A 23298-nucleotide genomic window follows, 5' to 3' on the forward strand; every position below is an offset into this window, starting at 1 on the left:
GAATGCCGAAGGAACTACATGGCACAATCGGGAAGGTGTGTGGGTTCAACTCCCCTCCAGGCCTGCGCCCAGACGGCAAACGTGCAAGCCAAAAGCTTGTGCGGGGCGGCCTCCCAAATGTTTCTTCTCTTTTGTCGCCCGGACTCCCTTCAAGAAGGCTTGAAGCCTCTATTAATTGGATTCATGAAACGATGAAAGTTGCAAGCGGGGGTGGCCGCAGGACCACAGATAGACGCACTCGTCAAAAGTAGCAGGGGACCTGCCGTGTTGGCTTACCCCGACCCGGAACACCCCGGCGGCTGAATATTTGTCTTGCAAATACTCTAGCCCCCAATGCAGAGGAAAAGATAATGACGGAAGAAAACGGGCTTGAAACCATCACCGGAAATCACTTGAAACAGTGGGGACATGAGCCGGGCAAGCACTTTCCGAAACTGATTGAACGCGCCAATACCCTGCAAGCCGAGGGCGTGGTCATTGATCAGATTCGCGAAGCGCTTGAAAGCGAGAAAGTTGTTCCTCTCAATCTTCGTGCCAGGGGTGAACTGACGTTTCACGAAAATATTCAGATCGCTCACCCCGACGAAGAGAACAATCTCTCCAAGGTTCGTGAAACCATGGTTGAGCTGATGCGCACGCCGACGATTGTTGCCGGTGCGATCATGCCCGATGCCTGTCCCGCGGGACCGACAGGTACGATCCCGGTTGGCGGCGTGGTTGCAGCACGCAATGCTATTCACCCTGGCATGCATTCAGCCGATATCTGTTGCTCGGTTATGATGACCGACCTGGGATATGCAGACCCGAAGACCGTGTTGAATGCTGCACAATCGGTAACGCATTTCGGTCCGGGCGGTCGCCCGCAGGGCCAGCGTTTCACCGTTTCACTCGCCCTGATGGATGCGTTTCGCGAGAACCCGTTTCTGAACCACCCCAAAGCCTTGCGCATGGCGCAAGAGCATATGGGCACACAAGGAGACGGGAACCACTTCCTGTTTGTAGGCCGTTCACGCAAAACGGGACGAACGGCGATGATAACCCATCACGGTTCGCGCGGTCCGGGTGCGCTTCTCTACAAGCATGGCATGACGGTTGCTGAACGTTTCCGCAAGCAGCTTTCACCGCAGACCCTGAAGCAAAATGCCTGGATTCCGGTCGATACACGGGAGGGACAGGACTATTGGGACGCCTTGCAACTGATCCGCAAATGGACAAAGGCCAACCATAATGCCATCCATCAAGCCACCGTTGAGACGGCCGGGGTGCAGGACATGGGCGAGCGTTTCTGGAACGAACATAATTTCGTCTTCAAACGTGGCGATCTCTTCTATCACGGCAAAGGTGCCACGCCTGCCTGGGACGGTTATGCAAGTGATGCAACGGGTCTGACCCTCATCCCTCTCAACATGTCCGAGCCTGTGCTGGTGGTGCGTGGCAAGGATGCCGAAACGGGCCTTGGCTTCAGCCCGCATGGCGCGGGGCGCAATTTTTCCCGCTCCGAGCATCGCCGCCGTTCAGAAAACACGACGCCGGAAGCCATGCTGAAGGCGGAAACGGACGGGCTGGATATCCGCTTCCACGCCGGTGGAATTGACATTTCCGAACTGCCGTCCGGCTACAAGAGCGCCGAAAACGTGGTGTCTCAGATCGAGTCCTACGGTCTCGCAGATATTGACGACTATATCGACCCGTATGGCTGCATCATGGCCGGCAATGTTCCGCCTGTCTGGCGGCTACGCAAAGCGGGCAGACGATGAGAGGATTGTCAGTTCGAGCAGCCGAACCTTGCCGGCACTGCCAAATAACGTTGTTGCCGAGAAAAAGGACTGCATTGCATCTTCCAGCCGCAATCAGCAGGATGCCCGGCCACAAGACAAACGTAACCGCGCCGAGACCCCGGAGTTTTCGGCTCATCCCCGTCCATTGCAAGCACATTTTGCATAAAGCAAAAGCCCGGCTCGTGAGAACCGGGCTTTTGAATTGGTAGCGGAGGAGGGACTTGAACCCCCGACACGCGGATTATGATTCCGCTGCTCTAACCAGCTGAGCTACTCCGCCATATGGCTTTGTCTTTGGTGTTCCGTGTTGTCCGGAACGGGGCGGTTTTTACGTCAGGGAACCGCCCCCGTCAAGCGCCTTTTTGACGTTTTTGTCAAAAAAGATTCCGACAAAATCGCAAGTGGCACAAAGCCTTGAAAAAACGCCCTCTGGCACAGGCCAAAGGGCGCATCCTGCCCGATATGGCGGGTTAAATTGCAAAGGGATGTCTGATAGCCCCTTATTTGGGCCTACAGGCTTGCATCAGACGAAAACACCGATGGATAAGTCGGTAACCGTCCGATGCCTTCCTGGCGCGTTTTAGGCGGCGTGGGCGCCATCTGTGGCGGTGTTATGTTCCTGGCTGCTGATCCAGCCGCCGCCCAGCACACGGTCGCCCTGATAGATCACACCGGCCTGCCCCGGCGCGATGCCAAATTGCGGCGCATGCAAATCAATCCGCGCCTGACCGGGGGCATCGGCCACCGGATAGATGGTTGCCGTGGCCGGAGCCATTGCGGAACGCAGTTTGACTTCGACCTCAACACCTTCGGGATCGATGGAAGCTGCACCGAGCCAGTTCAGTTCCTTGATATAGATGCTGTGCTTTGCCAGTGCTGATTTGGGGCCAACAATGACCTGCCGGGTTTCGGGCACCAGTTTGACCACATAAAGCGGTTCCGCCGTGCCACCGATATTAAGGCCGCGACGCTGGCCGACCGTGTAATGGATCAGCCCGCGATGATCGCCCATCACAGTGCCATTCACATCGACAATCTGGCCCGGTTCGCCTGCTTCGGGGCGCAGTTTTTCGACCAGACGGGCATATTTGCCATCGGGCACAAAGCAAATATCCTGGCTGTCGGGCTTATCGGCCACTTCAAGGCCAAACCGGGCGGCAAGTGCGCGGGTTTCGGCCTTGGACGTTAAATGACCCAACGGGAATCGCAGGAAATCCAGCTGGTCCTGGGTGGTAGTGAACAGGAAATAGCTTTGATCGCGGTTGGCATCGGCAGCGCGGTGCAGTTCCGCCTGCCCGTTTGCGCCCAGTTTACGCTGCACATAATGGCCGGTTGCCATGCAATCCGCGCCCAGATCATGGGCGGTTTCCAGTAAATCGCGGAATTTGACGGTCTGATTGCATTTGACACAGGGAATCGGCGTTTCGCCGCGCAGATAGCTATCGGCAAAATCGTCGATCACTTCTTCGCGAAAGCGGCTTTCGTAATCAAGGACATAATAAGGAATATCAATATCCTCGGCCACCTTGCGGGCATCGTAAATATCGCGCCCGGCACAGCAGGATTTCGCCCGCGACGGTGCGTTTGCGCCCATATCATAAAGCTGCAGGGTAATCCCCACCACGTCATACCCTTCGGATTTCAAAAGGGCGGCGGCGGCCGAGCTATCCACCCCGCCCGACATGGCAACAACCACGCGGGTATCTTCGGGGGCTTTGTCTATTCCAAGACTGTTCATCGTCAAATTCCCTTGGCCCACCATCGGTCAAGGCGATGGCGACCAGATTGTCGATCTCTGATCAGATATCTGTTTTAATGCGTTTGGTGCTTGTGCACCTTCATACGTATTCCGTTATGCCCATATAGGCGTTGCCGCCTATTTTGCCAGATCAAGGCCCATTTGCCAAAAATCGGCTTCAAGGCGGCTTGCCATCGCGAAGGTTTGCGTCAAATCGGCAATGCGGCCTTCGCCACCGCGTTTTTGCGCCAGGGCATCGAGCAAGGTAATTTCCGCCTTGGCAACATTCTGGAAATCCTCCGACGCATACATTTCAATCCATGCGCGGTAAGGATTGCCGTCCAGTTTTGTATCAGAACTTGCCATCAACCGGTTTGCGATTTCGGCATAGCCCACCATACAGGGCATCACAGCCACCTGCAGGTCAATCACATCGCCCTGATGGCCCTTTTCCAGCACATAGCGCGTATAACCCACCGTTGCACGCGCTTCCGGCTGGCTGACAATATCGCCTTCGGAAAGGCCCCAGCCTTTGCAAAATTCAAGATGCAGGCTCATTTCCATATCGAGAATCGCCGACACCGTTTGTGAGAACTGGCGCATGGCGGCCAGATCATCGGCCTTATAGACCGCAAGGGCATAGGCACGGGCAAACTGGATCAGAAACAGGTAATCCTGGATCAGGTAATGGCGGAAACATTCCTGCGGCAGGGTACCATCGCCCAGCTTGCGGACAAATTCATGATCCACATAGCTTTGCCAGACATCCGGCGCATTGGCACGCAGGCGGCCAAACAGACTGCTTTGCGGGATAATGTCGGTAAAGGGGCTGGTCATGGCATCTGATCCTGTTTTGCAAAAACATTACGGTTCAAAAACAGATCAGACCAGCCCGCGTTGGCGGGACTGGTCCATCTTTTAAATCGGCAAAGACCCGGCTACTGGCCTTAATCTTCGCGTTCCTCGATCCATGCCATCTGGATGGCCTCAAGGATTTTTTCGTTCGATGCTTCGGGATCGTCATCAAAGCCGGGCAATTCGCAAACCCATTTGTGCAAATCGGTAAAGCGAAGATGCAGGTTATCTACATCCGGATGGGCTTCTTCAAGTTCGATCGCGATATCGTAAGTATCTGTCCAGCGCATCGTCGTCCCCTTTTGCGGGTGAAAAGGCAAGGCGGCAAACAGGCCTGCTGATTACTTGTCGACCATCATGTTACGAGTGGCCGAAGGCAGCTTCACGCGCAGGCCGTCCAGCTCGTCGCTCATGATGATCTGGCAGCCAAGACGCGACGTTTCTGTCAGGCCAAAAGCCAGGTCCAGCATGTCTTCTTCGTCTTCACTGGGTTCTTCCAGTTTGTCGAACCAGTCGCCATCCACAACAACGTGGCAGGTCGAACATGCCAGCGAGCCTTCGCAGGCACCTTCCAGATCGATGCCGTTTTTATGCGCGGCTTCAAGAACGGACAACCCGTCGGCGACCTCGAATTCCTTTTCCGTACCGTCAGGTTCTACAAAAACGATCTTGGGCATCTGCGCCTTTCTCCTCGAATTTAATTCTGTTTCGATCTCTGTTTATCAACCCGCTATGGCGATGTGCGGGACAATCGCCGTAGCGGCACCATTTGTCAATTCATCTGCGCCCGATTAAGGGCTGACATTGTTCACATTCTGGCCAGCAAGTGCGCGGCGAATGCCGCGATCCATGCGTTTTTCGGCAAACGGGCGCGATGCCGCGTCCAGTGCCTCGGCCAGATCATTAATCACCTGGCGGTCATCGCCCTGCATGGCGGCCTCAAGTTCGCCGACCGCCGCATCAATGGCTGTCTTATCCTGATCATCGAGCAATTCGGCATCGGCCTTCATGGCCGCCTGAACAGCCAGAATATTACGTCGCGCCTCTACCCGGGCTTCGGTCAGCAGGCGCAGTTCCATATCGTCGCGGGCATGCACCATGCTGTCGCGCAGCATATTCGCCATGTCCGCTTCGTTAATGCCATAGGTGGGCTTCACGGCCACTTCCTGCTCGACCCCCGTGGTTTCTTCGCGGGCGGAAACGGTTAACAGACCATCGGCATCCACCTGGAAGGTTACACGAATGCGCGCCGCCCCCGCCGCCATTGGCGGAATGCCGCTGAGCACAAAGCGTGCAAGCGAGCGGCATTGATCGACCATTTCGCGTTCGCCCTGCACCACATGGATCATCATGGCACTCTGACCATCCTGATAAGTGGTAAATTCCTGGCCCTTGGCAACCGGGATCGGCGTGTTGCGGTCAATGACCTTTTCAACAATCCCGCCCATTGTTTCCAGTCCCAGCGACAGCGGAATAACATCCAAAAGCAGGTTATCCGACCCGCCCGTCAGCGCCTCGGCCTGCAGGGCAGCACCGACGGCCACCACTTCGTCCGGATCGATATTGGAAAGAGGCTCCTGTTCAAACAGGGCGGCAACAGCAGCACGCACCGCAGGCACACGGGTGGAACCACCCACCAGCACCACACCCTTGACGTCTTCGGGCAGCACATCGGCATCATCAAGCACCTGTTCGGTGATTGAAACCGTGCGTGCCACCATCGGTGCGATCATGGCATCAAAATCGGCGCGGGTGATGCTATGCGTGGTTTCGCTGTCATTAATATCCACGGCCACATCAATCTGGTCCTGATCGGTCAGGGCTTCCTTGATGGCACGGGCGATTTTCAGCAGGCGCTTGGCTGCCGAAGAATCGATATTATCGGCAATGCCCTGCCCCTTGCGGTCAGCCAAAATGGCCTCGACAATCGCATGGTCAAAATCATCGCCGCCCAGGGCCGCATCACCTCCGGTGGATTTCACCTGAAAAACGCCCTTTTGCATTTTCAGAAGCGAAATATCAAAGGTGCCCCCACCCAGATCATAAACAGCGTAAAGCCCCTCTGCCCCGTTATCGAGGCCATAGGCAAGGGCTGCTGCGGTTGGTTCGTTAACCAGGCGCAAAACCTCGATCCCGGCCAGTTTGGCGGCATCCTTGGTCGCGGTGCGCGCCGCATCGTCAAAATAGGCAGGCACCGTAATCACGGCCTGTTCCACATCCTGCTCCAGCGCCTGTTCGGCCCGGGTTTTCAGGGTGCGTAAAATATCGGCCGACACCTCGACCGGGGTTAACACCCGGTTGCCAACATTCAGGCGCACCATTTGTGGTTCGGCATTATCGGCATCGGTTGGCGCTTCGGGAATTTCAACATGATACGGCAGCGTTCCCGCCACCGATTTGACATCCTCAAGGCCCCTGCCCATCAGCCGCTTGACCGAGGAAACCACCTGACTGGCCTGGCTGTCGATCAGATCACGGGCATCCTCGCCAACGGTGACGGTGCCATCCGTGGCATAATGTACCACCGACGGCACAATGGCGGATCCGCCATCGGCATTGCGCAGCACTTCGGATTTTTCGTTGCGCGACATCGCCACGACCGAGTTGGTTGTGCCCAAATCAATCCCGACCGCCAGTTTACGTTCTTCCTCGTGGGGAAGCGGGGTTTGTCCGGGTTCGTGGATGGTCAGCAAAGCCATAAATTCAATCCGTTTATTGTATCAGGCCGCAGCCAAGCGCGCCTTTTTGGCACGCGCTTCCTGCGCCATTTTTAACAGATAACGCAACCGCGTCGTCAATTTGCGGGCCGCATCATAGGCCCCGCTATTGATCGCCGTTGCCACTTCCTTTTCGCAATCGCGCGCCATTTTACGCACGTCACGCACAATTGCATCAATTGCCGCACGGTCCCCGGCATCATCCAGGGCCTCGCGCATTTCCATTGCCTCCATCAGCAGGGCGGGGTCATTTACGGTTTGTCCCTCGCCGCCTTCGGGCTCCACCCCGTTCATGCGCATCATATATTCCGCACGCGAAACCGGGTTTTTCAGGGTTTCAAAGGCATCATTCAGGCTGGCGGCCTGTTGCTGCGACAGGGACTTCTCGCGTGCCGATTTGGTGGCGAAACGGTCCGGGTGCAGGGTTTGCTGCTGCTTGAGGTACTGGGCCTCAACGGCATCAATATCGACATTGAAATCACGCGGGATTTCAAAACGGGCAAAATGATCCAGCTGGCCGGGAGCCTGAATGGCCCCGCAGGTATCACAAAACAGCGCCACCGCCGCCACCGGCCCCTTACAGGACCAGCAGGTCTTATCGCCACCGGTGTTGGATTTGCTCTGTTCTGACGCAGCAGTCATAATATTTTGGCCTGTATCGTGTTTTTGTCATGCAAACGGCAATGCAACATTGCCGGTCACGCCACTTTTCCGCCATATGCAACCCGCTTGGCCCTTTGGGTGGCCTTTTTCCCGGGTTGCAAATGCCGACTGTGAACCGACTGTAAATTTGCGGCTATCAAGGGATGGCCCCGGCGCAAGCACCGGGGCCATCCTCCAGATCAGGGCCGGAAACCCGGCGACATTAAACGTGGAAGGATTCCCCACAACCGCAACGCCCTTTTTCGTTGGGATTACGAAAGACGAAACCTTCTTCCATTTTATCGACCGAATAATCCATTTCGGTACCCAGCACAAACATGATTGCCTTGGGGTCGATCATCAGCTTCACGCCGTCATCAAGCTGTACGACTTCGTCGAACCCGCTTTCATCATCGGCGTATTCCAGCGTGTATGACAGACCCGAACAACCCTTGCTGCGCACACCCAAACGGATACCCGCAGACGGTTTGCCGCGGCTTGCCAGCAATGCCTTGATATGATCAAGCGCACTGGGTGTTACATTGATAGGGGCCGGTAATGCCATCCTGGTCTCCTTGTCTCCAGATCGTCAGCTGGTTGGTAAAGCGGCTTATTCAGCCGCTTCAACCTCGGCTTTGCCGTTTTTGGTATTGTAATCACTGATCGCGGCCTTGATCGCGTCTTCCGCAAGGATCGAGCAGTGAATTTTAACCGGCGGCAATGCCAGTTCTTCGGCAATCTGCGAGTTCTTGATCGCACCGGCTTCGGCAATCGTCTTGCCCTTGACCCATTCGGTGATCAGCGAGCTTGACGCAATCGCGGAACCACAGCCAAAGGTTTTGAATTTCGCATCTTCAATGATGCCTTCTGCCGAAACCTTGATCTGCAATTTCATCACGTCGCCGCAAGCCGGAGCGCCAACAAGGCCGGTACCAACCGAAGATTCGTTTTTGTCAAACGAACCAACATTGCGCGGGTTTTCGTAATGATCGATGAGTTTTTCACTGTAAGCCATTTTTAGAACCCTCCTAGAAGTCCTGTGTCTCTCTTGATTTTAATATAGTACGCCAGGCGATTAATGCTCGGCCCACTCGATAGATTTTATGTCGATGCCTTCCTGCGCCATTTCCCAAAGCGGGCTCATTTCACGCAGGCGTTCCACTTCGTTGCAGATCGCATCAACAGCCTGGTCAAGTTCTTCGCGGGTGGTAAAGCGACCAATGCCGATACGAAGCGAGGTGTGGGCCAGTTCTTCGTCAACACCTAGGGCACGCAGCACATAGGACGGCTCCAGCGACGCAGAGGTGCAGGCGGAACCCGACGATACCGCAATATTCTTGATGCCCATCAGAAGGCTTTCACCCTCGACATAGGCAAAAGAGATATTGAGGTTGCCAGCGACGCGGTTTTCCTCGTCGCCATTTAGGTAAATGTCGGCCAGACGTTCGCGGAAACGGTTCAGCGTATAATTACGCAGTTCCATAATGCGGGCGTTTTCTTCGGCCATTTCGTTCTGGGCAATGTCACATGCCTTGCCAAGGCCCACGATCAGCGGGGTCGGCAACGTGCCCGAACGCATGCCGCGTTCCTGACCACCACCGGTGATCTGGGCAACAACACGCACCCGCGGACGACGGCGGACAAACAGGGCGCCAACGCCTTTAGGGCCATAAATCTTGTGACCCGAAATCGACATCAGGTCGATTTTCATATCGTTGACATCCAGCGGAATTTTGCCAACCGCCTGGGCGGCATCACAATGGAAGAACACACCGCGTTCGCGGCAAATTTCACCAATTTCCTTCAGCGGCTGGATCACACCGATTTCATTGTGAACCGCCATGATCGAAACCAGGGCCGTTTCATCGGTAATCGCTTCTTTCAGTTGCTCAAGGTCAACCAGGCCATTCTGCTGAACCGGAAGATAGGTAACTTTATACCCTTCCTGTTCCAGATGGCGGGCACTGTCGAGAACGCATTTGTGTTCCGTTACGGTGGTGATGAGATGCGGCTTTTTCTTGCCGTAAAACTTCATCACGCCCTTAAGCGCCAGGTTGTTGGATTCCGTCGCACCCGAGGTAAAAATAATTTCCTTGGATGATGCACCGATAATCGAGGCAACCTGCCCACGGGCAAGCTCGATCGCGTCTTCGGCTTCCCAGCCGAACGAATGGTTCCGCGAGTGGGCATTACCGAATTTCTCATAGAAATAAGGCAGCATTGCATCAACGACACGCGGGTCGGTCGGCGTTGTCGCCTGATAGTCCAGATAGATCGGCTTTGCTTTAAGCTCGTTCATTTTAAGGCATCCTCACTCATTTTCTCAGGCTGCATTACGCGCAAGTTTCTTGCGCTCTGCATTGTCCCGCATCCGGCTCCAAACACGGATAAACAGATCGATCTCTTCGTTAGTTGTTTCAGGCCCTAGACTGACCCGAATGGCCGAGCCCGGTTCTGCAACACCCATTTCCTTCAAGACGTGGCTTTCACGAACCTTGCCTGACGAACAGGCAGACCCCGAACTGATTGCCACACCGGCCAAATCCATTGCCATTACCTGGGTTTCACCGGGCATGCCAGGCAGGATCAGGCAAGTTGTATTGCCAAGGCGTTCGGCATTTCGGCCCGCAATCACCACTTCTGGCGCATGTACCAGAATTTCGTTTTCCAAACGGTCCCGTTTGGCCTTGATCTCATCAGCAGCAGCATAACGGTTTTGGACCTGCAGGGCAGCGGCACCCAGGCCCGCAATACCAGCCACATTTTCCGTCCCGCCCCGGCGGTATTTTTCCTGCCCGCCACCGCGAATTTGCGGCACCAGCATCACGCCAGGCGCAATTGCCAGGGCACCAACCCCTTTGGGGCCGCCAAATTTGTGCGCGGAAACAGACACCATATCAACCAGCAACTGGCCCATATCCACCGGCATCCGGCCGATGGCCTGCACCGCATCACAATGGATTTTGGCACCATATTCGCGGGCCAACAGGGCAGCCTTTGCCACAGGCTGGATAACGCCGGTTTCATTATTCGCCAGCATCACCGACACCAGCACCTTTTCGCCAGCTTCCTGACATGCCCTTAACATGTCTTCCAAAGCGTTCAGGTCAATGACCCCGTTGCCATCCACCGGAATGCGCCGGGCATCGTGCCGCGCTTCGATCACGGCGGGATGTTCAACCGCACTGGTCAGGACCACAACATCTTCCAGGCCATTCAGCGCCAAATTGTTGGCTTCGGTGCCGCCACTGGTAAAAATGATGCGTTCGGCGTCGCCGCCAACCATGTCGGCAACACTGCGCCGCGCATGATCAATAATCTTGCGGGCCTCCCGCCCGGCCCCATGCACGGATGACGGGTTTCCCGCAACGTCAAGGGCTGCCACCACTGCATCCTTTGCGGCGGCAATCATCGGCGCGCTTGCGTTGTAATCAAGGTAAACCTGCTTTTTCATCACGTCGTATGCTGTCTTTACGTTACGGTGTTAAACCAAAATGCCATTGCCCTTAAACCGGGGCGACCACCTTATTGCGCGGCCACCTGCGGCTCGTGAATTTGGGTGGTCCGGCTATCGAACATCCGGCCGACACCGGCAATCTTGCGATCCACCACGTCGGCCAGGCTGACCGAGGAAAGATAAAGATAAATCTGGTTGCCCAATTCTTCCCACAATTCATGGGTCAGGCAGCGGCCCTTGTCCGCCTTGCAGCCCTTTGGCGAACCAGACTTGCACCGCGTTGCACGAATGGGTTCGTCCACCGCCAAAATAACATCGGCAATACGGGTTTCCTGCGCGGAACGCGCCAGCATGTAACCGCCACCCGGCCCACGCACCGAACGGACCAACCCGCCCTTGCGCAGCTTGCCAAACAGTTGTTCCAGATAGGACAGCGAAATTTCCTGACGCTCGGCAATGTCGGCAAGAGCAACGGGGCGTTCCCGGCCACTATCTGCCAGATCCACCATTGCCATCACCGCATAGCGGCCTTTCGTACTTAACTTCACAGCGTGTCCTCCTGCCTGTGCATCGCATTATCAAACAATGTCCAGGCTTTCGATTTCAATTTGCCGCAAAACGGCTTTCGAACAGACGATGAGCCCTATTCCGAAGCAGCCACAATCCGTGGCTTTTCCGGGGTTGAAGCAGGGACATAACCGTCCTCTTGCTTATGCTCGCTTTCAAGTTCCACCACGCGCTGGCGCAATCCCTGAACTTCGCGCGAAAGTTCATCAAGGGCGCGCGCCACCGGGTCCGGCAGATCGCCCACCGGTGTACCATAGGCACAAAACCGGTCATCTTTTTCACGGCGAACAATCTTCGCCGGAATACCCACCACGGTTGCCCCTTCGGGAACCTCCGCCAGAACGACGGCATTACCACCGATCCGGGCATTCTTGCGCACCGTAAAGGGCCCCAGAATTTGCGCCCCGGAACCAACGATCACGCCATCTTCCAGTGTCGGGTGGCGTTTAAGGCCGCGCTGCCCGTCACTATCAACACTTGGCGCTGTCCCGCCCAGCGTAACACCCTGATACAGGGTCACGTCATCGCCGATTTCGGCGGTTTCACCAATCACAACACCCATGCCGTGATCGATAAAAAAGCGTTTACCAATCGTGGCACCCGGATGAATTTCGATCCCGGTCAGCCAGCGCATAATCTGCGAAAAAAACCGTGCTGTTATCCGGAAACCGCGCTTCCACAGCCAGTTCGTGCAGCGATATCCCATGATCGCATGAAACGCCGGATAGCTTAACACGACCTCCCAGCGGGAACGTGCCGCGGGATCACGCGCGATCATCGCGTCTATTTCCTGGCGAATTATCTTGAACATGGGGCTGTCCCCTGTGTAATAAGTAGCTTCGATTCCCGGCAACCGGCCGCATCGAAACTGCGCCGCGTTTTACGCAACACGTATCGTTTTGGCTGTCCGGTTGACCGAAATATAGGATAACCGAGTAACGTGGTCAAGTATTTGCCCCAAGCAATTTATGGCAGCAGAACAAAAAACCTCACAAAACTACTCGGGTATATTCTTCCTACTGCACACCCACTTGCGGACAGGAGCTGTCTGATCCATGCCTGAGGTCATTTTTAACGGCCCCGAAGGGCGCCTAGACGGACGTTATCATCATAACGGTGCTGACGATTCGCCCATCGCCCTTATCCTACACCCGCACCCCCAGCAGGGCGGGACAATGAACAACAAGCTGTGCTTTAACATGTTTAACATGTTTAAGGATCGCGGCTATTCGGTCATGCGGTTCAATTTCCGCGGTGTTGGCCGCTCGCAGGGCGTTTATGACCACGGCATCGGCGAATTGTCGGATGCGGCGTCGGCGCTGGACTGGATGCAAACGTATAACACCAATTCCCGGTCAACCTGGGTTGCCGGATATTCCTTTGGTGCCTGGATTGGCATGCAGCTTTTGATGCGCCGCCCGGAAATTGACGGTTTCATCTCGGTTGCCGCACCGGCCAGCGATTATGATTTCACCTTCCTTGCCCCCTGCCCGTCGTCGGGCATCCTGATTCACGGAAAACGCGATGAAAACATCCCAGTCAATTCCGTGACCAAGCTGGGCGACAAGCTGAATGCGCAAAAAGGTATTGAAGTTGATATGTGCCTTATCGAAGGTGCCGATCACTATTTTGCCAAACAGCAGGAAGAAGTGATCCGTCACGCGTCGGCCTATCTTGACAAACGCGGCGCCTGACAGGCCCGCAAGCCAGCCCGAAAAATGAAAAAAGGTCGCCCCGTCAGGCGGCCTTTTTCTTTGTATACAACCTGCCACCACAGCAGGGTTCGGAAACCCCGGTCGTCCCCGGAAAACTCAGCGGCAAATTGCGCAAGTGCCGCACGGCCAGATAGCCAAAACATTCTGCCTCGACCGCATCGCCATCCCAATCCAGTTCATCGACCGATCGCACCGGCACGCCAAGGCGCGCGCCAAGTTTCGCCATCACATAATCATTGTGCCGCCCACCGCCGCAAACAAACCAGCTTTTGGGGGCGACGGGCAAATGATTCACACCGGCAACGATAGCCGCCACCGTGCAATTGGCAAGTGTTGCCGCACCATCCGCCACATTCAGCTTTGCCTCTGCCACCAGCGCATCGATATGCGCTGCCATATCCTCGCGATCCAGCGATTTTGGGGGTATCCGGTCAAAATACGGATCTTTCAGGAAATTAACCTCCACCATCGGGTCGGCCTTGCCCGATGCCGCCGTCGCCCCGTTCAAATCGACCGGATTACCGGTATGGCGCAACATCCAGTCATCAATGCGCGCATTACCCGGCCCACAATCAAAGGCCAGCAAATCGTCATCCGCACCAATCCAGGTTACGTTGGAGACGCCACCGATATTCAGCACCGCGACGGGAACCGCCACACCGGCACTTTTCATCAATGCCGCATGATAAACCGGCGCCAAAGGTGCGCCCTCCCCGCCCGCAGCAACATCGGCCAATCGGAAATCGGCAACAACCGGGATACCGGTTTTTTCGGCCAACATGTCCGGTGTTCCGATTTGCCGCGTCAGGCGGGATGCCGGTTCATGAAACACGGTTTGCCCATGAAAACCAATCACGCCAATATCCCCGGATGACAAGCCTGCCTTGGCAAGCAACATCTCGACAGCATCAATATGTACCCGGGTCAGATCATCGGCCACGACATGTTCTGAATTGGTGGCATTGCGATTGCCAAAACAACCCCGCATGCGTTCACGCAGTTCCGGGACATAAGGCACAAAAACCGACTGCCCGAGACGACGAACGTCAACACCATCGGTTTCGATCAGAGCCGCATCCACACCATCCAGTGACGTCCCGCTCATCATGCCGATTGCCGTGATCCAGTCGTTTTTCATCTCGTCCCTCAAGCGTCAATAAGACCGGCAGCTTATCGTCAAATATCGAAACCGAACAAGGCAGAATCCATCTGATATTTGAGACGCAGTTCAATCGTCTTTTCAGCCAAAAGTTCGCAATAAAACGAGACAAAGTGAAGATCAGCCCCCAAACACGGTTGCATCATTGCCCCTTTTGCCATGAATGTGCTAGATCATCGCCTCCGCAGAAATTAGCGGCTCGAATTTTCAATCACAACCAACATAGCGCAAAAACCATGACTGATATCAAGTCTGACTTTCTCCGCGTCATGAACGACCGCGGTTATATCCACCAATGCACTGATATTGAAGGCCTTGATGCCTATGCATCAGAAAAGAAGGTGGTGTGCTATGTGGGTTATGATTGCACCGCAGACAGCCTGCATGTGGGCTCGCTGGTATCGATCATGATGCTGCGCTGGCTGCAGAAAACCGGCCACAAGCCGATTGTTCTGATGGGCGGCGGCACCACCCGTATCGGCGATCCAACTGGCCGTGACGATGCCCGTCCGGTACTGACCGATGAAATCATCGCCAATAACATGGCTGGCATCAAACGGGTTTTCCAGCAGTTCCTGACTTTTGGCGATGGCCCGACCGATGCGGTCATGGTCAACAATGCCGATTGGCTCGATAAAATCAATTACATCGAATTTCTGCGTGATTTTGGCCGTCATTTCTCGGTCAACCGCATGCTCAGCTTTGATTCCGTCAAGCTGCGTCTGGACCGGGAACAGTCGCTGAGTTTTCTGGAATTCAACTATATGATTCTGCAGGCCTACGACTTCGTCGAACTGCAACGCAAATATGGTTGCGTCCTGCAAATGGGTGGTTCGGACCAGTGGGGCAATATCGTTAACGGTGTTGAACTGGGCCGTCGTGTCGATGACAGTGCGCTGTTTGGCCTGACCACGCCACTGATCACCACCGCATCGGGTGCGAAAATGGGCAAAACCGCATCGGGTGCGGTATGGCTGAACGAAGAACGCCTGTCGGCCTATGATTACTACCAGTTCTGGCGCAACACTGAAGATGCCGACGTTATCAAATTCATGAGGCTGTTCACCGAGCTTTCGCTAGAACAGATCGACGAATATGCCAAACTTGAAGGGGCAGCGATTAATGATGCCAAAAAAGTGCTGGCATTCGAGGCGGTAAAACTTTGCCGGGGCGAAGAAGCCGCCCTTGCCGCTGCCGAAACCGCGCGCAAAACCTTTGAAGAAGGTGTTTTGGCCGACAGTCTGCCGACCGTTGAAATTGCCAAAGCCGATCTGGATGCCGGCATTCCGGCATTTGATCTGTTCCGCCGGGCCGACCTTGCCAAATCGGGCGGTGAAGCCCGCCGTCTGGTCAAGGGTGGTGGTGCCAAGATCAATGATGAAAAGGTTGACGATGAAAACCAGATCATCAGTGCCGATGCGATTGATGCAACGGGCGTGATCAAACTTTCGGCCGGTAAAAAACGCCATGTTCTGGTGCGTCCGGTCTGATATTTCGCACCGGCACGAACAACAAACGAAAAAACGCCCGGCTGGCATGAACCGGGCGTTTTTTTTATGCTTTTGCACTGCTCAAAATTTAACCGGGCTTGGCACCGGTGATCAGGTTCCGGAACACTCCGGGTACGATGGTTGAGAGCGGGTTAACCGATATATCCGGGTTTTCAAACGGCCCGTCGACCGTATAGGTGGGCGCAAACACGCCGCCACCTTCCTCGCCAACCAGCAAATCGCCAATCAGCGGAATTTTACCCAAAACGGAATTCACGGCATAAAATGGCACAATCGACCCGGCCAGTTTGATTCTGTCCTGTGCCAAGTCAATATTCCCGTTGGCGGTAACACCAATGGCAGAACCATTCGCCGCGACCTTGGAGAGGGTCAACACATTGCTGGCATAGGTGAAATCGCCATCCATGGCATCAAACACAACTCCCTTTCCCTGAAGGGAATCCACCAAACCAAACAAAGAAGCGGCATTTAACACACGCGCGGCAAGCGGCGCATTCACAATACGGAAATTTTCAATATGGGCAGTTCCGGTAAAGGGTTGTGAATAGGCATGATCATCCACCGTGCCCTGCACTTTCATTTTCCCGTCTCGCATATCGCCATAGAGATCAATAGCCGCCAGAAAACGGCCAGCATCTTCCGATGTCAGTTGCACCTTCCGCTTACCATCGGCAAGTGGTTCGACCTGGGCAAACACATTGGCAGTGCCATTCAGCTTGCCATTCAGAACAATCGACCGCCATTCTTCGCCTTCGACATGAATGGAACCTTTAAGTTTTTGAACAACCTGATCACGCGCAGCAAGCAACTCGCCGAAATCAAGATAGATTTCCATCTTCCCGCCCTTGCGGGTAGTTTCCTGCCCTATCCCGCCACTATCCGGGCCTTTATTGGCCGGTTTGGTATTTTCTTTTGCGCTGGCGGGTTGGGGCGATGTTTGCGAAGACTTGGAAATCAGCCACGGACGTGCATCAAATCGCGCAGCTTTAACATCAATTTCAGAATCGTTATTTTTACGACGATAGGCAAGATGACCCTCTTCAATCACCGGGCTATCGCCCTTGGCATAAAAGCGGCTGGCTTCAAGGTTTATGTTAATCGCCGAGAATTCAGTGCTCATGCTGGTGTTATTGGCCTTACCATCTGTCGTACTGCCCGACGAATTGGCATTCGGTTCCTTTGCCACACCCTTGGGGGTCAGGAAAGGCCGTAAATCAATCTGATCACCTTGCAGATCGACCTTCAAAACACCCGCATTATTGATCACAAAGGTACCGTTCACGCCGCTATTTTCGCGGAAATGACCATTCGTAATATCGAAATGTAATTTGTCATCCAGGGTATTCTCACCACGCCAGCGGCCACTTGCCAAAATGGCGACATCCGGCGCGGTCAAATCGACATTGCGGACCGTCCCGCCGCCATTTGCACCAAACAGAATGTCAAATGCCAGCTTTGACGGTTGCCCCGCATCTTTGTGGTAATCTGCTTCTTTCAGGTCAATCACACTCTTGGCAAGGTCGCCTTTGGCAATAACCTCAACGCCTCCGGCACGGATCACCCTGATTTCAACATCACCACTCGCCTGCCCAGAAAGAAACGCAGACACATCAATGCCAATATCATTCAGGGCGGCCAAATCAAATGTGCCCCCAATCTGATAATGGCTGGTCAACGGCGTTTGACCATCAAAACTTTCAACCCAGTTAATGGTATTGTGCCCGGTCCCAATTGCGGCATCGCCCGAAAGCTCCAGGCCCTTGGTATTCACCTGAAGTTCAAAATTACCGTCCTTAAGGCTGAGATTACGAAACGCCTTTTTGACAGAAACCTTTTCAAGGCGAGATGCCGCAGCAACTTTAACATCATCAAAGGACAAATCAGATAGCAACGGAAAAGAAAGCTCTACCCGGGTTGCCTGCTGACCGGACAATTGACCGGGATCGATCTGAAGTTTTTTTGCAAAACCCAGCGGTTCATGGTCAATCAGCTTAAGGGCATCGCGCACACCACCATGTGCGACAAACTCGATATCGGCCCATTCATTATCCGTATCGAGTTGCGAGAAAACCAGCTTGGCGCTATCAACGGTGATGCCATCGACAGCCCCTTTATCAACAAAAATACTAAAGCTGTTGGCATTAAACTCCGCTCGACCAGCGGCCTTTTGCACCTTGGGCATACCGGGCAGATACTGCACATCAATATCCGACATCGTCATATCACCTTTGATATGATCAATCGCCGCTGCGCCGTCATCGCCCCGGTGCATTGCCAAATCAATCGTGGCAACCTGAACCCCGCCCCCCGACAGGTTTTTGGTCACCCATTCGCGCGGATTATCGCCCAGTGTCTCGGGCCACAAATTGCTTAAATCGTCCGTCGCAACGTCAGTCGCCTCGGCCGTCAGTTTTACGGCCCAGTTGCCCAGTGGATGATCAATTTCGGAATTCACCTTAATGCCGGTTTTCCCCGTGGTCACACTGACATCCCGAAACGCCAGCTTACCGGGCTGGTATTGAACCGTCGCCTTGCCCCCATCAATATCATAAACCGCGTTAAGGGGTGTTGGCAGTTGTATCCGGCCCGCCCCAACATCCAGATTGGCAACAATATCAAAAATGCTGCCATCCGCGCCAAGATTGGCATCAAACGTGCCCGATACCGGCAAATCAAAACGGTCCAGGCCAATAAATTCAGACGAAATCGTCGAAAGCGAGGCCGGAATAACCTTGCCAACACGCGCTTTCAAGGCAATGCGTTCATCATGGGTAGAATAGCTGGCTGTTGCCGTTACATCTGTTGTCAAGGCACCGGCATTAATCGACAGCTTCATGTCCGCATCAATCCCGCCGGGGCGGCGTGCCAGACGAATTTGCGATTTCGGGGCCGACCAGGTCACACCCAACAGGCGATCCTCAACCCTGAGATCGGCATCATAAATACCAAAGCTTTCAAAATAGGCCGCTGCCGGAAAATCCGCCGCCTCGCCTGACAGAATAGCGACAACGCGTCGCATCAACGCACTGCCTGAAACCAGTTCCTGTTCGGTTTTGTCGCCCGCATCCCCTGCATTTTTGGCGTCAGTGACAGTCCCCGCATCTGGTTTGCCGGGCGCTGCCTTTTGATCTGGTCCATTTTCAATATTGTCCTGTCCGGCTTCTGTCACAGGTGGCGTGGCTGCATCAGCACTGGTTTTGCCATCCTCCGGCGCAGCGGCGGGCGCAGGTTTTGTCTGCGCTTCTGTCGCCAGGTCATTTTCGCTATCTTTTTCCGTGCCGGTTTTCGGCACAGTTGCCGCGTGTGGCTCCAACGCGGTGTTTTTGTCGGCATCGGGAATGGGTGTTGACATTACCGGTGTATTTGCAGGTTCGGTCGGTTCCTGCATATCGGGGACCCGCGCCGTTGTCTGATCAGCACCCTGTTTATTGCCATCCGCCTCTTTATTCTGATCGGGGCTGATATCGGAGAGATCAGCCGACAATCCAAAATCAAGCTGCCCGTCACGATGGCGGATCAGGCGCAAGCGCGGTGCAATCAGATCGACCTCGCGCAGGGCAAAAATGCCTTTAAAAAGGGCACGACTGGAAAACACGACATCCGCCGCGGGCATGCGTAATAATTCATGCCCGTCAGTCTGGCGCACCGAAATCTGGCGCATCCGAACGTCAAATTTCTCTTCCCAGCCACGCCAAACCAGCACCATATCCTGAACATCGAATTTCAGGTCGCCAGAGCTTTTGTTTAGTTCCTCAAGGATATAGGGCGCAATAAAGTTAAGAGATACAGGCCCTTGCGATACGCGCCAGATCAGCACGCCGGAAAATACACCCACAAACAGTGCGCAAAATGCGAACAGGGCGGCGACAATTCCGGAAAGTTTTTTAACGTGCCTCAATGACCTGTCTTCTCCAAACCCGCATATCGGGCAATAGTTTGATCACAATAACAACGCCCCACAAGACAAAGGGTTTCCATAATTTTGTCCTGAGTTAAATTTGATATTGTTTACAGGGCCTTTTTGTCATCTCCAAGAGCGGTTATGACTAAACTGTGATTTAACTATGAAAAAGACGCTGCCAAAGTGCCTTTCGGCAACGACATTGTCGAACCACATATGCCAAAACCAAAGGAACGCCCATCGTGACCCTTGCCTGGACCCAAAACACCCTGCCTGCCCCCTTTGATGCAGAACGTTGCAAGACCGGGTTTGAAAGATGGGCCGAACTGGCCCGCAAACCCATGTGGGAAAGCCAGGCCGAACATTTTGCCAGGCTCGCAGAAGACCCGGCACATCATGCAGTATTGGCAGCACTGTTTGGCAACAGCCCGTACCTGACCAGTCTGGCCCTGCGCGACCCCGACATGATCGTCGATGCGTTTGAAAATGGCCTTGATCATGCCTTTGCCACCGCCCTTGAGGATGTCAGCATATCGGCAAACGCCGCGGGAACGGACCAGGCAAATGCCATGATGAAAGTGCGCAGGGCAAAGCGCCGCGCAGCCCTCGTCATTGCACTGGCCGATATCAGCAACAGTTGGGACCTGGTGAAAATTACCGCTGCCATCAGCACAACAGCGGAAACCACCCTGAATTACGCGCTGGCGCATTGTCTGTCGGCAACAGCACGTCAGCGTAACCTTGACCTTCCCCACCCCGATGATCCGTTGCGTGATTGCGGCATATTTACCATTGGCATGGGAAAACTTGGCGCAAACGAGCTAAATTATTCATCCGATATTGATCTGATCTTTTTATTTGATGGCAGCAAAATCAGTTGGATCGAACGGGACCGGATACAGCAAATTCTGGTACGGATGGTGCGAGATATCACCCGCATCATGGAAGAACGCACCGGCGATGGGTATGTGTTTCGTACCGACTTGCGCCTGCGCCCTGACCCGGCATCTACCCCGCCCATTATGTCGGCCTTGGCGGCGGAAACCTATTATGAAACCGTTGGCCAGAACTGGGAACGGGCCGCCATGATCAAGGCGCGCATCGTCGCGGGCGATTACGAGGCGGGGCAGGATTTCCTCGATATTTTGCGCCCCTTTGTCTGGCGCAAACACTTGGATTTCCTTGCCATCCAGGACATTCATTCCATCAAACGGCAAATCAATGCGCATCGCGGGGGCAGCAAGGTAACGATCCCCGGACACAATATCAAACTGGGCCGGGGCGGCATTCGCGAAATAGAATTTTTCGCCCAAACCCAGCAATTGATCTGGGGCGGGCGGGAACTGTCCCTTCGGTGTCGCAGCACCTGTGAGGCCCTGCGCGAATTATGCAAATTCAAGCAGATTTCCGAAAAGGTGCGCGACGAATTGATCGAAGCGTACCAGTTTTTGCGTAATGTCGAACATCGCCTGCAAATGACGAACGATCAGCAAACCCAAACCCTGCCGGAAAGCGAGGAAGGCCTCGCCGCCCTGGCCTGTTTCCTGGGATATGAGGATTGCGAGACCTTTAAGAATGACCTTCTGGGCTATTTGCGCCGGGTTGAATCGCATTATGCCGAACTGTTCGAGGAGGATTCTCCCCTGGGCGGCACCGAAGGCAGCCTTGTTTTCACCGGCAGCGAAGACGACCCGGAAACCATCCGCCAGCTTCAGCAAATGGGGTTTGAAAACCCCAGTATGATCTCCAGCACCGTGCGGGGCTGGCATCATGGTCGCTATCGCGCCACCCGGTCGCGCCGGGCCCGCGAGATTTTGACCGAACTTATGCCAACACTGTTAACATCCCTTTCGGAAACCACAAATCCCGACATGGCCTTTCGTGCCTTTGACGAGTTTTTAAAGGGCTTGCCCGCCGGGGTGCAATTATTTTCGTTGCTCACCGCGAACCCGGAACTGTTGCGCCTGCTCGCCAAAATTGCCGGCACAGCCCCGCGCATGGCGAAATATCTGGGCCGTAATGCCAGTGTGCTGGATTATGTTTTGATGTCCGGCTTTAATGATGAATTGCCCGATGCGAAAACCATGCTGGAACAACTAAACGAGCAACTGTCCCAGCCCGGTGCCGAAATGGTGGAGCAATGGCTCGATATTGCCCGACGCTGGGCCAATGACCAGAAATTCCGCATCGATGTGCAAACCATCCATAACCGCCACACCCCGCACCAGGCCGGGCGGGCACTGGCCGATGTGGCCGACGTTTCCATTCGCGGGCTATTCCCACGCATTGCCGATGATTTTGCCCAAAAACATGGCGGATTTGACGAGGGTGGTCTGGCGGTTTTTGCCCTGGGCAAACATGGCGGGCAGGAACTTTCGCCCGGGTCGGACCTGGATATGGTGTTTGTCTATGACGTGCCGGAAGGATGCGAGGAATCCGATGGGGAAAAGCCCCTCTCACCCGGGCATTATTTTATCCGCCTAAGTCAGCGTTACATCAATGCCCTGTCCGCCCCAACCGCCGAAGGCGTTTTGTTTGAAACCGATTTGCGCCTGCGCCCCAGTGGCAGCAAAGGCCCCCTAGCCTGCCATTTCAACAGTTTTGACGGCTATCAAACCAACGAGGCCTGGACCTGGGAACATATGGCACTGACACGTTTGCGCCCGGTGTTTGGCCCGGAAAAGCTGCAACAAAAGGTTATGGAAAGCACCCGGCGGGTTTTGTGCAAAAAACGCGATTTTCACAAACTGGTGCGCGATGTTTATGACATGCGCAACCGTATGGCTGCCAATAAGGGCAGTGACCAGGCATGGGATATCAAACTTCGCCGGGGCGGCCTTGTGGACCTGGAATTCATTGCCCAGTTCCTGCAGCTTAACCATGCGCATGACCATCCGGAAATATTATCCTCGACCACGCGCAAGGTGTTTAAACGACTGGGAAAGGCCGGCATCCTGCCGGCGGAGGAAGCAGCATGGCTGGCAAACGCATCCTCGTTCTGGCTGGCCTTGCAGGCAATGCTGCGCCTGACGACGGAGGGCCGCTTTTCGCCGGAAAATGCCAGCGCGGATTTGCGTGAAATGCTGACCGCCGCCGGACAATGCGAGGATTTTGCCGAGCTTGAAAAGAAAATGTCCGACACCGCCGAAGGGATCAAACAGGTTTATGACCGCCTGATCACCGCCCCCGCCGAGGAACTTGGCCCTGTCCCACAGGCAAACTGAACCAGACAGACAAAACCACCCTATAAAGCGATAG

The 23298-nt window shown here is 54.7% G+C and carries 18 protein-coding genes and 1 tRNA gene; 4 read left to right on the forward strand and 15 right to left on the reverse strand.

The annotated features are described in order from the left end of the window. Positions 1 to 350: 350 nt before the first annotated feature. Positions 351 to 1757, forward strand: a complete 1407-nt coding sequence (locus LF95_RS17195; protein ID WP_073956415.1) for an RtcB family protein — start codon at positions 351 to 353, stop codon at positions 1755 to 1757. 224 nt (positions 1758 to 1981) lie between these two features. On the opposite strand, the gene LF95_RS17200 is transcribed toward LF95_RS17195, so the two are convergent. The 13 genes from LF95_RS17200 to cysE all read right to left on the reverse strand — a co-directional run bounded on the left by LF95_RS17200 (position 1982) and on the right by cysE (position 12565). Next, positions 1982 to 2058 (reverse strand) — tRNA-Met (locus LF95_RS17200). Positions 2059 to 2358: 300 nt separating this feature from the next. Continuing rightward, a complete protein-coding gene (gene mnmA, locus LF95_RS17205; RefSeq protein ID WP_073956417.1) occupies positions 2359 to 3516 on the reverse strand; it encodes a tRNA 2-thiouridine(34) synthase MnmA in 1158 nt (385 codons plus the stop codon). A 138-nt stretch (positions 3517 to 3654) separates the two neighbouring features. Continuing rightward, positions 3655 to 4353 (reverse strand): thiaminase II, encoded by a 699-nt coding sequence (gene tenA, locus LF95_RS17210; protein ID WP_073956418.1) that lies wholly within the window; start codon positions 4351 to 4353, stop codon positions 3655 to 3657. 110 nt (positions 4354 to 4463) lie between these two features. Then, positions 4464 to 4661 carry a Fe-S cluster assembly protein IscX gene (iscX, locus tag LF95_RS17215; RefSeq protein ID WP_073956419.1) on the reverse strand — a complete coding sequence of 66 codons (198 nt, stop codon included), beginning with the start codon at positions 4659 to 4661 and terminating at the stop codon, positions 4464 to 4466. A gap of 51 nt (positions 4662 to 4712) precedes the next feature. Beyond that, positions 4713 to 5048 (reverse strand): ferredoxin family 2Fe-2S iron-sulfur cluster binding protein, encoded by a 336-nt coding sequence (locus LF95_RS17220; protein WP_073956420.1) that lies wholly within the window; start codon positions 5046 to 5048, stop codon positions 4713 to 4715. Positions 5049 to 5162: 114 nt separating this feature from the next. Beyond that, entirely contained in the window at positions 5163 to 7070 is a 1908-nt protein-coding gene (hscA, locus tag LF95_RS17225; protein WP_073956421.1) for a Fe-S protein assembly chaperone HscA, read from the reverse strand. Between the two features lie 21 nt (positions 7071 to 7091). After that, a complete protein-coding gene (gene hscB, locus LF95_RS17230; RefSeq protein ID WP_073956422.1) occupies positions 7092 to 7730 on the reverse strand; it encodes a Fe-S protein assembly co-chaperone HscB in 639 nt (212 codons plus the stop codon). Between the two features lie 223 nt (positions 7731 to 7953). Further along, positions 7954 to 8295 carry a HesB/IscA family protein gene (locus LF95_RS17235; RefSeq protein WP_073956423.1) on the reverse strand — a complete coding sequence of 114 codons (342 nt, stop codon included), beginning with the start codon at positions 8293 to 8295 and terminating at the stop codon, positions 7954 to 7956. Positions 8296 to 8340: 45 nt separating this feature from the next. After that, the gene (gene iscU, locus LF95_RS17240; RefSeq protein ID WP_073956424.1) at positions 8341 to 8745 is read right to left on the reverse strand and encodes a Fe-S cluster assembly scaffold IscU; all 405 of its coding nucleotides are present in this window, start codon (positions 8743 to 8745) and stop codon (positions 8341 to 8343) included. A gap of 60 nt (positions 8746 to 8805) precedes the next feature. Further along, entirely contained in the window at positions 8806 to 10029 is a 1224-nt protein-coding gene (locus LF95_RS17245; protein ID WP_073956425.1) for an IscS subfamily cysteine desulfurase, read from the reverse strand. A gap of 24 nt (positions 10030 to 10053) precedes the next feature. Continuing rightward, a complete protein-coding gene (locus tag LF95_RS17250) occupies positions 10054 to 11184 on the reverse strand; it encodes a cysteine desulfurase family protein (RefSeq protein ID WP_073956426.1) in 1131 nt (376 codons plus the stop codon). Positions 11185 to 11255: 71 nt separating this feature from the next. After that, positions 11256 to 11735 carry an Rrf2 family transcriptional regulator gene (locus tag LF95_RS17255; protein ID WP_073956427.1) on the reverse strand — a complete coding sequence of 160 codons (480 nt, stop codon included), beginning with the start codon at positions 11733 to 11735 and terminating at the stop codon, positions 11256 to 11258. A gap of 95 nt (positions 11736 to 11830) precedes the next feature. Continuing rightward, complete coding sequence (gene cysE / locus LF95_RS17260; RefSeq protein WP_073956428.1) at positions 11831 to 12565, reverse strand: serine O-acetyltransferase; 735 nt, start codon at positions 12563 to 12565, stop codon at positions 11831 to 11833. 244 nt (positions 12566 to 12809) lie between these two features. Here cysE and LF95_RS17265 point away from each other — a divergent pair, with 244 nt between their 5' ends. Continuing rightward, positions 12810 to 13448 (forward strand): alpha/beta hydrolase, encoded by a 639-nt coding sequence (locus LF95_RS17265; protein WP_073956429.1) that lies wholly within the window; start codon positions 12810 to 12812, stop codon positions 13446 to 13448. A gap of 43 nt (positions 13449 to 13491) precedes the next feature. Here the strand turns inward: LF95_RS17265 and LF95_RS17270 are convergent, their stop codons facing one another. After that, positions 13492 to 14607 (reverse strand): anhydro-N-acetylmuramic acid kinase, encoded by a 1116-nt coding sequence (locus LF95_RS17270; protein WP_073956430.1) that lies wholly within the window; start codon positions 14605 to 14607, stop codon positions 13492 to 13494. A 257-nt stretch (positions 14608 to 14864) separates the two neighbouring features. Here LF95_RS17270 and tyrS point away from each other — a divergent pair, with 257 nt between their 5' ends. Next, positions 14865 to 16118 carry a tyrosine--tRNA ligase gene (gene tyrS, locus LF95_RS17275; protein ID WP_073956431.1) on the forward strand — a complete coding sequence of 418 codons (1254 nt, stop codon included), beginning with the start codon at positions 14865 to 14867 and terminating at the stop codon, positions 16116 to 16118. Between the two features lie 88 nt (positions 16119 to 16206). On the opposite strand, the gene LF95_RS17280 is transcribed toward tyrS, so the two are convergent. Beyond that, the gene (locus LF95_RS17280; RefSeq protein ID WP_073956432.1) at positions 16207 to 20037 is read right to left on the reverse strand and encodes a YhdP family protein; all 3831 of its coding nucleotides are present in this window, start codon (positions 20035 to 20037) and stop codon (positions 16207 to 16209) included. A gap of 245 nt (positions 20038 to 20282) precedes the next feature. Here LF95_RS17280 and LF95_RS17285 point away from each other — a divergent pair, with 245 nt between their 5' ends. Then, positions 20283 to 23264 (forward strand): bifunctional [glutamine synthetase] adenylyltransferase/[glutamine synthetase]-adenylyl-L-tyrosine phosphorylase, encoded by a 2982-nt coding sequence (locus tag LF95_RS17285; protein WP_073956433.1) that lies wholly within the window; start codon positions 20283 to 20285, stop codon positions 23262 to 23264. Positions 23265 to 23298 lie beyond the last annotated feature (34 nt).

The sequence above is a fragment of the Thalassospira sp. TSL5-1 genome, from assembly GCF_001907695.1.
In the GTDB taxonomy this organism is placed as follows: domain Bacteria; phylum Pseudomonadota; class Alphaproteobacteria; order Rhodospirillales; family Thalassospiraceae; genus Thalassospira.